The organism is Acinetobacter lwoffii (genome assembly GCF_024129735.1).
GTDB classification, from domain to species: domain Bacteria; phylum Pseudomonadota; class Gammaproteobacteria; order Pseudomonadales; family Moraxellaceae; genus Acinetobacter; species Acinetobacter lwoffii_H.
Window position 1 is genome coordinate 17,848 of the sequence record NZ_JAMXXK010000021.1, and the last position, 12,883, is coordinate 30,730.

The window sequence follows — 12,883 nt, forward strand, 5'->3', positions numbered from 1 at the left end:
GAGATATTGGATCTTCTGAATAGGCGATTTATTATTTTTTAGTCGAATCCACCTAAAGTATTCGATCTGTTTTTATTACACGCATCTTTAAATACCACTTTGACTGATCCAGTTTTCACCTAGTGTCGTGAACTGCATGCAAACTTCTCATCGTATAAAGAACGTCTTTCTACCTCACTTTCCTATTCAAAAATTATTTTAGAAGTTCTGATGCAGATCATTTTTATAACGATAGATTCACTCCAGATTTCAGGTATTCTGCCGAGTTGGTAATCTCTATACATAAACCCTTTCTTAGAGTCGATTTGGCTTACTCAACTTGGCTTTTTAAAACCTAAATGAACCCGTTCCATATCTAAAAATCGGTCCAAAATTACTTTATTTTGCCTAGCTCACAGGATATGAGTAAAAAAATTGGTCTAAAAAAAGCGCCTCGAAAGGCGCTTTTTTATATCTGATTTTATCCTGAAGGGTTATGCATCAATATCTGCATTCAAGGCATTTTCTTCAATGAAAGCACGACGTGGTTCTACGTCATCGCCCATCAAGCAAGAGAACATACGATCCGCTTCAATCGCATCAGTAACTGTCACTTGCAGCATGTTACGGTTGTCTGGATCCATGGTGGTTTCCCATAACTGTTCCGCATTCATCTCGCCCAGACCTTTATAGCGCTGGATCATCATGCCACGACGTGAGTCCTGCAAGATATGTTGCCAAACCTGATGGAAATTGCTGACCTGAATCTTGCGATCGCCTTTTTGCAAATATGCACCCTCTTCAAGCAGACTAAACCAGCTCTTTGAATTCTTTAATAAACGTGCATATTCACTTGAACCTAACAGTACTGAGTCTAACAGGTAGCTATGTGGCAAGTTATGTACATAGATCGTGATACGTGGCAACCAGCTTGCAGTTTTTTGACCATCTGCCAGTTCTTTTTCAAAACGCTCCAGGGTTAATTCTGGACGTAATGTTGGCTGAATGGCTTCAATCGCTGCACGCAGATTCTCACCCCATGTTTCCACATAGGTTTTGTCTTCCAGCTGATCCAGCTTAAAACCTTCCAGTGAAAGTAGTGCATCAAGCAGACTCGCAGGATAACGCTGGGTCAAACGTGCCAAGCTCTTCTGGGAAGTCTGATAATCAGCAATCACATTCGCCAGTGCTTCACCACGAATCGCAGGCGCTTCTGCACTGACATGCAGTTCCAGCTCATCAATCGCATTCGAAATCAGGTAAGTTTCCAGTGCATCATTGTCCTTGATGTACTGTTCCTGCTTGCCTTTTTTCAGCTTGTATAGTGGTGGCTGTGCGATATAAATATGACCACGTTCCACAAGTTCCGGCATTTGACGGAAGAAGAACGTCAACAGTAAGGTACGGATATGCGAACCATCCACGTCAGCATCGGTCATGATAATGATTTTGTGATAACGCAGTTTGTCCGGATTATATTCTTCACGACCAATACCACAGCCCAATGCGGTAATCAGCGTACCGACTTCAGCAGAGGAAATCATGCGGTCAAAACGGGCACGTTCCACGTTCAGGATCTTACCTTTCAGCGGTAAAATCGCCTGCATTTTACGGTTACGACCTTGCTTTGCCGAACCACCTGCAGAATCACCCTCGACCAGGTACAGTTCAGACAAAGCTGGATCTTTTTCCTGACAATCGGCCAGTTTACCTGGAAGACCGGCAATATCCAGCGCACTCTTACGACGTGTCATTTCGCGTGCTTTACGCGCTGCATCACGCGCACGTGCTGCATCAATGATCTTGCCAGCAATCGCTTTGGCTGCTTGTGGATTTTCCAATAAATATTCAGAAAATGCCTTGTTCATGGCCTGTTCAACAGCCGTTTTCACTTCACTCGACACCAGTTTTTCTTTGGTCTGTGAAGAGAATTTTGGATCAGGTACTTTGACTGACACGATGGCAGTCAGGCCTTCACGCGCATCATCACCCGATACCGCAACTTTTTCCTTTTTCAGGATATTTTCGCTGTCCATGTAGTTGTTTAAACCACGGGTCAACGCAGCACGGAAACCGGCCAAATGCGTACCACCATCCTTTTGCGGGATGTTGTTGGTAAAGCAACGTACATTTTCCTGATAAGAATCATTCCACTGCAATGCGACTTCTACCGTAATACCGTTATCGGCCTGTGCAGCAGTGAAATGGAAAATATCATTCAGGTGAGTTTTGCCTTCGTTAATATATTTAACGAACTCAGACAGACCACCTTCATAATCAAAGACATGCTCGGCATTAATGCGTTCGTCACGCAGCACAATACGCACACCTGCGTTCAGGAACGACAGTTCACGCAAACGACGCGCCAAAATATCAACATTAAAAATGGTCTGACTAAAAGTCTCGGCACTTGGCCAGAAACGGACACGAGTACCGGTTCTATCGGTATCGCCCACTACTTTTAATGGATATTGAGAATCGCCATGACGGTATTCTTGTTCATGAATTTTACCAGCACGGTGAATGGTCAATTCGAGTTTTTCAGACAGTGCGTTGACTACGGAAACACCGACACCATGCAGACCGCCAGACACTTTATAACTGTTGTCGTCGAACTTACCACCGGCATGCAGAATGGTTAAAATCACCTCTGCTGCAGACACACCTTCTTCAGGGTGAATGTCGGTCGGAATACCACGACCATTATCAGAAACTGAAACCGATTCATCTTCATGGATCGTCACTATAATTTCATCACAGTGGCCTGCCAAGGCTTCATCAATCGAGTTGTCGACTACTTCAAACACCATGTGGTGCAGGCCTGTACCATCGTCTGTATCACCAATGTACATGCCCGGACGCTTACGGACTGCGTCTAAACCACGTAATACCTTGATGCTAGAGGAATCATAAGCCTTTTCAATGGTTTGTTCTGTTTGAGAAGCAGCTTGATCTTCTGAACTCATGGTTTCTCCCTAGTGAAAAATAGGTCTATCCAAAGATGGGTAAAACTCAAAAAATATTATTGCACAACTTGAACTGTACCGTTTTCAACACTGAATAACTGATATGAGATAGACAAATCATGTAAGTGCTTTTGTACTGATTCATGGTCTAAGGTGGTAATAAAAACTTGACTACCAAGTTGGCTCAATCGCTCAATTAAACGTTGTTGTGCGGTTAAATCTAATTCTGCTGTCACATCATCTAATAATACCACAGTTTCCTTATTACAAGAATGGAGCATTGCGATTTGCGACAGTTTTAGTGCGATCATCAGCAGCTTTTTCTGACCCCGCGACAGGATCACGTCGGCATCCCCCATCGGGGTCTTTAAACGCAAATCCGCGCGATGTGGACCATATTCGGTATAGCGTCGCTCACAGTCTTTTTCATGCTGGTTGGTCAGATCATTCAGCAGGCCAGTTTCACTGTGAAAGCCCGGACTGTATTCCAGACTGACTTGCAAATCAGGTAATAACTGTTTCAGGTCATCTTCAAAAAAGGGCTTCCATTGTTCCACGATCCCGACACGTTGCGAATGTAAAATTTCACCATATTCACTGAGCATCTGGTTCCACGGTTCCAGATCTGACAGACTGAGAAAGCGTTTGCTTTTGAGCAAACTATTTCGCTGTTTCAGCGCACGAGAATAATATTGCCAGGCATGATAAAACTCTGGTTCCACGTGGAACATTAACCAGTCAAGGAGTTGGCGTCGTGGTTTAGCACCATGATCGATAATATCGGTGCTTTGCGGATCAATCAGCTGCAAGGGCAACAGTTTGGCCAGCTGTCCCTGGGTTGCGACCAGATCACCATTGACCTTGATCAGTTGCTCCCCGCTGGCCATTTTTTGCATGCCAATTTTTTCAGTCGCAGACTGTGCAAATACAATCGCATCCTGCGCGCCATGCTGGATATAATTTTTAGGGATATGGGTACGGAAAGAACGACCAGCAGCCAGTAAATGAATCGCCTCTAAAATCGAGGTTTTACCTGAACCATTCTGGCCATAAAAAACATTAAACGGCTGCAATCCTTGGAGAGCAACCGTCTTTAAATTCCGCACACGCTCAATATGTAAACGCGTAATATGCATGTCTTATATGAATATCAGAAGCCGCGGCTTAAACACGCATCGGCATGACGACATAAGTCTGATCAGTATGCGCCGGGTCTTGTACTAAGACAGACTGATTCGCTTCAGTCATAGTCATTGACACATCATCGCCATCCAGCACACCGAGGACTTCAATCAGATACTGCGCATTGAAGGACATTTCTAGCGGTGAATCGGCATATTGAATCGCCAGGTCTTCAATCGCTTCATCCTGCTCCGGGTTATTGGCACGAAGTTGCAAAGAATCAGCATTGAAGTTCAGAAACACACCGCGAAGTTTTTCATTACTTAAAATCGCCACACGCTGCAAAGACTGCTTGAACACGTCATGTGCGATCATCACGACTTTGTCGCCCCCACGTGGAATCACACGGCGGTAGTCCGGGAACTTACCATCAATCAGCTTGGTAGTGAAACGCACGGTAATGTTCGCCTGTTCCTTGTCACGGCTTGGCATATTGATGGTCACATTGAGCAGTTCACGACCAATCAATAGAGATAATTGCTCATCTTCAACGCTGAGCAGGCGCTGTAATTCTGCAACGGCCTTACGTGGCACAATTGCCTGAATCGGCTGTGCTGCAGTGGATTGTGCTGCTGTTTCACACAGTGCTAGGCGGTGGCCATCGGTGGTCACAGCACGTAGCTGATTGGCATCAATTTCCAGCAAAGTACCGGTCAGGTAAAAACGCACATCCTGAACTGCCATGGCAAAGGCGGTTTTTTCGAACAGGCGTTTAAGTTCACGCTGTGTCACCGTCACTTGCGTGCCTTGGGTGTTTTCAGTGTTCAGTAATGGATAATCATCAGCAGGCAAGGTACCCAGTACAAAACGACTGTTGCCTGATTTAAGGATGCAGCGCTGATCTTCAGTAATATGCAAATCCACCAATGCCGCTGAAGGAAGTGACTTACAGATATCAATCAGCTTACGTGCAGGAACTGTGGTCTCGCCTTCCTGCAGACATGCACCTTCAGCCAGTGCTGTACTCGCCACCAGTTCGACTTCCAGGTCGGAACCGGTCACGGTCAATGCTTGCGTAGTCACCTGAATTTTCAGGTTAGACAGGATATTCAAGGTATGGCGACGTTCAACCGCTCCTACGACATGTGAGAGAACATTCAGTAAGCTTTCTTTCGCGATTTTTAAACGCACAGTGCATTCCTCTAAAGCTGAAGATTAATATAGAAAAAGTGATTTTTTTGACGGTTTACTATGCGGCAAAAGCAGCCGCATAGCAAGAATAGAATTTGAGCGATTTAGGTCAACTTTGCAACAGACGCTGCAGGTTTTTATAGTCTTCGTTAAAGATCGGATCTTCTTCACGCAGGCTTTGTACTTTCTCGCAGGCATGCATCACGGTACTGTGATCACGACCGCCAAAAGCCATGCCAATTTCCGGAAAACTGTCGCCGGTTAATTCACGTGCCAGCCCCATCGCCAGCTGACGTGGGCGGGCATAAATCCGGGTACGTTTTGGACCGACCAGTTCTTTCAGTGGAATCCGGAAATACTCACTCACCACACGCTGAATATTTTCAGTACTGATGGTACGGGCACGAATTGCCAGCACATCTTTTAAAGATTCACGCACCACATCCAGATCAATTGGCGTACCTTTAAAACGTGAAATCGCCACCACTTTGTTCAGCGCACCTTCCAGCTCACGCACGTTAGCCACCACCTGCTGGGCAATAAACAGCGCACAGTTACGTGGTAAATCGACCTGGTTGCTTTCTGCTTTTTTCAGCAGAATTTCAATTCGGGTTTCAATATCTGGCGGTTCAACCCCGACCGACAAGCCCCAAGAAAAACGTGAAACCAGACGTGGATCCAGCTCTGTCAGCTCTTTAGGATAACGATCCGAAGTCAAAATAATTTGCTTGGATTCATCCAAAAGTGCGTTAAAGGTGTAGAAAAATTCGACCAGACTGGCCTCTTTACCGGCCAGCAAGTGAATATCATCGACCAGTAATAAATCCAGAGAACGGCAGTTTTTCTTAAACTCTTCGACTTTACCCTGCTGCAACGAGCTGACAAAGTCCTGTACAAAACTTTCTGCGGTCATGTACATGACGCGTGCATTCGGCTTGGCCTGCAACAGCGCATTGCCGACCGCCTGCATCAAGTGGGTTTTACCCAGACCGGTCGGACCATATAAAAATAACGGGTTGTGCTGTGAAGCCCCCAGCTGGGTCAGTACCTTGCGACAGGTTTCTGCTGCCATCTGGTTCGATCGGCCTTCCACAAACAGCGAGAAGGTAAACAATGGATTCAACTGACGTCTACGGCTATTTTTGCCGCTGTCTTCTTTTTCTTTCTTCGGCTTCGGCACTGGCATCGGTGTCGAGGTCAATGCCGCAGTCGTGGTCGCCGGTTGTTCACTGGCAGATAAAATCGCCCCTGGACGTGAATCGACCAAAATCTCGACCTTGCGTACCCGTCCTTCAGACAACTGTTCTGCCAGAATCGTAATCAGTTCCAGATGATGTTCCTGAATGTAACGCGTCCAGTAAGGATTAGGTGCATACAAACGCAAGCTGTCTTCCAGCTCTTCTGCAACCAATGGGCGAATCCACATTGTAAAGACATTTCCAGAGAGCTCTTGTCGCAGGCGATTTAAGCAGTCCGTCCAAAGCATGTGAATCCCCTATTCATTCCATTGTTCATTCAAAAAAGATGACCGCGACCAAAAGCGGGTCGCCATTCTAACCAAGTTATCCACATCTGTCATGGCAATTTCCACAAAAACTGTGCAAAAAGAAATCAACATGTATGAATTTAAATTTAAAACCCAGTGTGGATAAGTTTATCCGCAAGCTGTGGATAAAATATATCATAAAGTTATCCACAAAGTATAAAATTAATAGAAACAGTTTTATCCACAATATAAGTTTATGTTTAATTAAATAAAAAGTGGCTTATCCATAGAAAAAGTGCTCCCTAATAGTAATAAATTTAAATTTATAAATTTGAATTTATTTATAAGATCACTAGTTTTTGTGGATAACTCAAAAAACTTCAAATTTAAATTCAAAACCGTAAGTTAAATTTAAACTCTGGATAACATGTGGATAACTTTGTTGATAGAGTTGTTTATAACTTATATATATTTATATAACAATAACTTAATTTGTGATTAACTTGAATTGAACTATTTTTTATTCAGTTCTTTGAAAAACCAGGGTCTTTATCTTTTTTGATCTTATTTGAAAAGAAAACCGCTTTTGCATTGACAGCTCAAGCAATGAGCACTAAAATCGCGGACCTTCACAGAAAGATCATTTTTTGGAGTTTCAATATGAAACGTACATTCCAACCGTCTGAATTAAAGCGTAAGCGTGTTCATGGTTTCCGTGCTCGTATGGCTACTAAAGCTGGTCGTCAAGTATTAGCTCGCCGTCGTGCAAAAGGTCGTCATAGCTTAACTGTTTAATCAGTTACGCTAAGACGATTTTGGGTGTTATGACAAAACTTTATAGTTTTGGCACAGAGTTCCGATTACGCTGTGCTGCCGATTATAAAGGTGTCTTTGATGGTGCGCTTTTTAAAGTGCATCAACCCCATTTCTTATTTCTTGCAAAACATTCCGAACTGCCAAATAGCCGTTTGGGTTTAGTTGTTGCCAAGAAGAAAGTGCGACGTGCACACGAAAGAAATCGAGTAAAACGACTTGCTCGCGAAAGTTTTCGCCTGCATCAACAGCAATTAGATGACTTAGACATTGTAATCATGCCAAAAATGGGTGTTGAAGCAGTGCCTAATGCAGAATTGCACCAGCAATTACAATTTGCCTGGCAGAAACTGAACCGTCTTGCCAAAAAGCATTCAAAAATAGCCCCCTCCCCACAAAAGTAGAGTTGGCCAATGGTACGTTTACTGCATTGGTTGATCCGTTTCTATCAGATTGCGATTAGTCCTCTTCTTGGACCGCGCTGTCGTTATATTCCAACTTGTTCTCAATATTCCTTGGAAGCAGTCCAGATGCATGGCGCTGGGCGTGGAGTGTGGCTGGCTACTAAACGTATTTGCCGTTGTCATCCGTGGGGGGGCTCGGGATATGATCCTGTTCCCTCAAAAGCGATTCGTTTTATTTCATTTCAGCAAATAGATTCTCAAACGCTTCACGTTGCTGTACCCTTTCGTGATCGTTTATTGAACCAAAATCACTCTCACCACTTGGGGTAATACATATGCAACAATGGGCCAGGATTGCAATTCTCGGAGCCATGTTTGTTGTCGCATATTTGCTCATTTTGGCGTGGCAAAAAGATTATGGAAATGCTGAAACAAAACCGCAGCAGGAAACTGCTGTTGTTTCGCATGACGTATCTGCAGATTTGCCAAATGGTCAGACGGCTACAGTTGCCTCTGATCTGCCACAAGCAAATGTGCCAGCACAGCAAGCCACGGATGCCACAGCACCTGTAAGTCAGCAGCTTATTTCAGTACAAACTGACCTTTATCATCTTTGGATTAATCCTAAGGGTGGTGATATTGTTCGTATTGAATTACTCAATCATGACAAGAACAAAGACAGCGATGAACCGTTCGTCATGCTGGAAAGCGATGCGAAACGTACTTATGTCGCCCAGTCTGGCCTGATCGGTCTGAATGGACCGGACAGCAGCCGTAACGGCCGTCCAATGTATGAGCTGGAAAAAACTGCTTATACCCTGGCAGATGCGAAAACAGTCAAATCCAAAGACGGTGAAAACCTGAAAGTATTGTCTGTACCGCTGGTGTTTAAAACCGCTGACGGGATCGAGATTATCAAGACCTTCAATTTCACTGAAGGTGAATATCCGGTCGTGGTAAATCACAAAGTGGTCAACCGCAGTGGCCAGACCTGGCAAGGTCAGATGTTCGGTCAGATCAAACGCGATAACTCGGAAGATCCAGGCAAGTCCGATCAAGGGATCTTCACGCTGGGAACATTCCTCGGCGGTGCATGGGGTACCCCGGACGAGCAGTACAACAAGCTTAAATTCGACAACTTTGTTGAAGAAAAAGTCAGTACTGAAGCGACAGGTGGTTGGGTGGCAATGGTACAGCACTACTTTGTCAGTGCATGGGTTCCAGGTCAGCTGAAGTTGACTCAAGGCAATGGCGAAGCTTATAGCGCCAAGCTTGAATCACGTAAATCAACCGATAACATGAACATCATCGGTTTTACTTCACCAACGTTTAATGTACCAGCAGGTACCGTGGCTGAAATTGATGCGACTTTCTATTCAGGTCCAAAAATCCAGTCAGAACTGAAAGATTTGGCTGCAGGTTTAAACCAGACCGTTGATTATGGCTGGTTATGGCCAATCGCGAAATTGCTGTTCGTGGGTCTTGAATTCTTCCATGGTCTGGTGGGTAACTGGGGTTGGGCAATTATTCTGTTGACCATCCTGGTGAAAGTGATCCTGTGGCCATTGTCGTCGAAGAGCTATCGCTCGATGGCGAAAATGCGGGTGATTGCGCCAGAAATGCAACGCATGAAAGAAGAGTTTGGTGAAGACCGCATGCGCTTCTCTCAAGAAATGATGGCATTGTATAAACGTGAACAGGTCAATCCGCTTGCCGGCTGTTTACCGCTGTTATTACAAATGCCGATTTTCCTGGCCTTGTACTGGGTATTGATGGAATCTGTGGAACTGCGTCATGCGCCATGGATGCTGTGGATTCAGGATTTGTCTTCAATGGATCCTTGGTTCATTCTGCCGTTGTTGATGGGCTTGACGATGTATATCCAACAGTCGTTAAATCCACAACCGACCGATCCAATGCAGGCAAAAGTCTTCAAGTTTATGCCGATTATCTTTACCGTATTCTTGTTGTTCTTCCCGGCAGGCTTGGTCCTGTACTGGATCGTCAACAACTTGATCACGATTCTGCAACAAACTTTGATTAACAAGTCTGTTGCCAAAGATCGCGCGAAACGTGATGAGGCCACTCCAGTCAACTAAGTTGTACGGATAGGCTGAATAAATCCGCTTAAGATGGTAATCTTAGGCGGATTTTTTTTAGCTGTACTTTTGAGTCTTTGCAGGTGAATTTTATGCTCAACCGAACCACAACTATTGCTGCGATTGCAACTCCACCAGGACGTGGCGGCGTTGGGGTGATTCGCCTGTCGGGTCCGAAATCCTATGAGATTGCCCAGCAACTGACACAAAAAGAGTTGCCCAAAGCCCGTTTTGCCGGTTTCCGCCAGTTCTACGATGCAGCAGGTGAAGTCATGGATGAAGGACTGGCGATTTGCTTCCCGAATCCAAACTCGTTTACCGGTGAAGATGTAGTGGAGCTACAAGGTCATGGCGGTCCGGTGATTCAGAACGCCCTGCTTGGCCGTTTGCTGGAACTGGGCGCCACTGCAGCCAAAGCGGGTGAATTCTCGATGCGTGCCTTTGAAAATGGCAAGCTGGATCTGGTGCAGGCTGAAGCAATTGCCGACCTGATTGATGCAACTTCGCAAGCGGCTGCACGTTCTGCGGTGCGTTCACTGCAAGGAGCTTTCTCGACCAAAGTCAATGCAGTCCTTGAGCAGCTGATTCATCTGCGTCTGCATGTGGAAGCCGCGATTGATTTTCCGGAAGAAGAAATCGACTTTCTGGCAGATGGCAAGATTTTAAATCTGCTGGATGGCGTATCCAGTGCCGTCACTCAAGTCCAGCAATCCGCACGTCAAGGACAGCTTCTACGTGAAGGCTTGCAAGTCGTAATTGCAGGTAAACCGAATGCCGGTAAATCCTCTCTACTGAATGCGCTGGCCGGAATTGAACGCGCGATTGTGACCGATATTGCTGGCACCACCCGTGATGTGCTGCATGAGAAAATTACCTTAAATGGCTTACCGATTACCCTGACCGATACGGCTGGTCTGCGTGAAACCGGTGATATCGTGGAAAAGGAAGGGATTCGCCGCGCGATTAAGGAAATTGAACAGGCAGATTTATTACTGTTGGTTTATGACTTAAGCCAGGGTGAAGATCCGCTACAACTCGCCCAAGAATATTTTGCCGAACATATCGAGCCAAAACGTTTGATGCTGATTGGCAATAAATGCGACCTGACCGGTGCTGAAGCCGTGATTGGCGATTTAAATGGTTTCCGGCATATCGCAGTCTCTGCCAAGCAGGAAACCGGTGTTCAAGCGCTCATAGAGGCGATTACAGCGCATGCAGGCTTCCAGCCTGAGGAAGACACCTTTATCGCACGTACCCGTCATTTAGACGCAATGAAGCGCACTCAGCTCTATCTGGCTGAAGCGCGTGAACAACTGGTGGTGTATAACGCCGGTGAACTGGTGGCAGAGTCCTTACGTCTGGCGCAAAATGCTTTGGGCGAAATCACGGGTGATTTCAGTGCAGATGACCTGCTGGGCAAGATATTCGGATCGTTCTGTATTGGTAAATAATTATTTAATAAAACATCAAAAAAGCCCTCAACTGAGGGCTTTTTTTAGGCTGGTAGGCGGGATTTTTGATACGCCCACCACAGCGCAAAACACAGCAAACTAATCGCGATACAAAAGCTGATTACGGCGAAATCCAGCCCCCAATGATCGGCCAGATAACCCACGGCAATGATAGGGACAATAGTGCCCAGATAGGCAATAAACAGATAGGTTGACATGACGGCCGCACGGTTGTCTAAGCTGGTCATTTGATGAATCAGGGCAAAAGCACCCATCAGGGCAAAACCATGGCCAATTCCAAAGCAAATATCACTGATAAAAAATAGCAGGCTGATTTTCGAATACATACATAGCGCTAAAACCATCAGGCTCAAGCACATCATCATCAGGCCGATATTCAGACATTTGGACGCTGCAACCGCTTTGGCCATAAATTGCACGATCACTGAAATCACTAAGATACTGGTAATGGCCAGCCCACTGACCAGAGGGCCATGCCAAGGTAAAATATTGCGGACAAAAGATGGCGACAGTGAAGCAAACAGGCTAAAGGCAGCAAAGGCACTAAAAGCCGTCACTGCAATAATCATAAACACCCGATGAAACTGCGCTTCAGGTTGTTGCAGTTTAGGCGCCATGCTAAAGGGCTGCGCCTCAAACTTGGGTGCTTTGATCCAGAACAGGCCAATCAAACACAGCACGGCGCCCAAAATCACCGGTAAATATGGCATTATCAAGGGGGCAGCGGAAAACTGCGCAATCACACCACCGACCAAGGGTCCCAAACCAAAACCCATTGCGGTGATGATTGAAATCAGTTGTGGTGCAGTGTGTTTATGGCTTTCTGGGATGGTATGCATTAAACCCATCATGGCAGAAGTGGTCATCAGGCCCGAGGCAATCCCAATAATAAAACGGCCAATCGAGAGGATCAGTGCATTCTGGGCAAAAACGGAAATGATGAGACCTAAGGTGATTAGTGCCAGACCAATTTGCAGGGTCCGTAAAAATCCGATGCTGTTACTGGTTCTGCCCAAAAACAACAAGGTCGAGAGACAGCCAAACATATAGGCGACAAAAATGTAGGTGATCTGGCTGGGCAGCAAATGCCAGAGCTGTTGATAAATCGGATAAAGCGGACTGGCCAAAGCGGTGCCAATCGTTCCCATCATTAAAGCCAGGCTGACCATCAAGAACGGTCGCCAGCTGGTCGTTGTTGTCATGAAAATGCCGTTATAGTGTTGATCCTTGGCCAATCCATGTCAGGGCGTAGCGAGGAATATAGAAAGTGTCTGCAGTTTAGAATGGATACAGAAAATCGGTCAAGGTTGAATGAATAAGATATTTATCATTTAAAATATTTTAATTATAT

Annotated in this window: 10 protein-coding genes; 5 read left to right on the forward strand and 5 right to left on the reverse strand. The window is 45.5% G+C overall.

Features of this window, described 5'->3' with window-relative positions; translation table 11 throughout:
- Positions 1-473 precede the first annotated feature (473 nt).
- The 4 genes from gyrB to dnaA all read right to left on the reverse strand — a co-directional run bounded on the left by gyrB (position 474) and on the right by dnaA (position 6,744).
- Positions 474-2,945, reverse strand: a complete 2,472-nt coding sequence (gyrB, locus tag NI469_RS07745) for a DNA topoisomerase (ATP-hydrolyzing) subunit B (RefSeq protein ID WP_180181358.1) — start codon at positions 2,943-2,945, stop codon at positions 474-476.
- Between the two features lie 56 nt (positions 2,946-3,001).
- Positions 3,002-4,081 carry a DNA replication/repair protein RecF gene (gene recF, locus NI469_RS07750; protein ID WP_044111661.1) on the reverse strand — a complete coding sequence of 360 codons (1,080 nt, stop codon included), beginning with the start codon at positions 4,079-4,081 and terminating at the stop codon, positions 3,002-3,004.
- 28 nt (positions 4,082-4,109) lie between these two features.
- Entirely contained in the window at positions 4,110-5,258 is a 1,149-nt protein-coding gene (gene dnaN, locus NI469_RS07755; RefSeq protein WP_004647129.1) for a DNA polymerase III subunit beta, read from the reverse strand.
- Between the two features lie 109 nt (positions 5,259-5,367).
- On the reverse strand, positions 5,368-6,744 hold the full coding sequence (gene dnaA, locus NI469_RS07760; RefSeq protein ID WP_004281934.1) for a chromosomal replication initiator protein DnaA: 1,377 nt from the start codon (positions 6,742-6,744) through the stop codon (positions 5,368-5,370).
- A gap of 660 nt (positions 6,745-7,404) precedes the next feature.
- Between dnaA and rpmH the strand changes: the two genes are divergently transcribed.
- The 5 genes from rpmH (at position 7,405) to mnmE (ending at position 11,511) form a co-directional block, all read left to right on the forward strand.
- Positions 7,405-7,539, forward strand: coding sequence for a 50S ribosomal protein L34 (gene rpmH / locus NI469_RS07765; protein ID WP_000831329.1), 135 nt, complete (start codon positions 7,405-7,407; stop codon positions 7,537-7,539).
- A gap of 29 nt (positions 7,540-7,568) precedes the next feature.
- Positions 7,569-7,961 (forward strand): ribonuclease P protein component, encoded by a 393-nt coding sequence (gene rnpA / locus NI469_RS07770; RefSeq protein ID WP_004728981.1) that lies wholly within the window; start codon positions 7,569-7,571, stop codon positions 7,959-7,961.
- Between the two features lie 9 nt (positions 7,962-7,970).
- Complete coding sequence (gene yidD / locus NI469_RS07775) at positions 7,971-8,291, forward strand: membrane protein insertion efficiency factor YidD (protein WP_004281931.1); 321 nt, start codon at positions 7,971-7,973, stop codon at positions 8,289-8,291.
- Positions 8,292-8,296: 5 nt separating this feature from the next.
- Positions 8,297-10,060 (forward strand): membrane protein insertase YidC, encoded by a 1,764-nt coding sequence (yidC, locus tag NI469_RS07780; protein ID WP_005245552.1) that lies wholly within the window; start codon positions 8,297-8,299, stop codon positions 10,058-10,060.
- A 92-nt stretch (positions 10,061-10,152) separates the two neighbouring features.
- The gene (gene mnmE / locus NI469_RS07785; RefSeq protein WP_004647130.1) at positions 10,153-11,511 is read left to right on the forward strand and encodes a tRNA uridine-5-carboxymethylaminomethyl(34) synthesis GTPase MnmE; all 1,359 of its coding nucleotides are present in this window, start codon (positions 10,153-10,155) and stop codon (positions 11,509-11,511) included.
- A gap of 44 nt (positions 11,512-11,555) precedes the next feature.
- Here the strand turns inward: mnmE and NI469_RS07790 are convergent, their stop codons facing one another.
- Positions 11,556-12,734 (reverse strand): MFS transporter, encoded by a 1,179-nt coding sequence (locus NI469_RS07790; RefSeq protein WP_478236543.1) that lies wholly within the window; start codon positions 12,732-12,734, stop codon positions 11,556-11,558.
- Between the last annotated feature and the right edge of the window lie 149 nt (positions 12,735-12,883).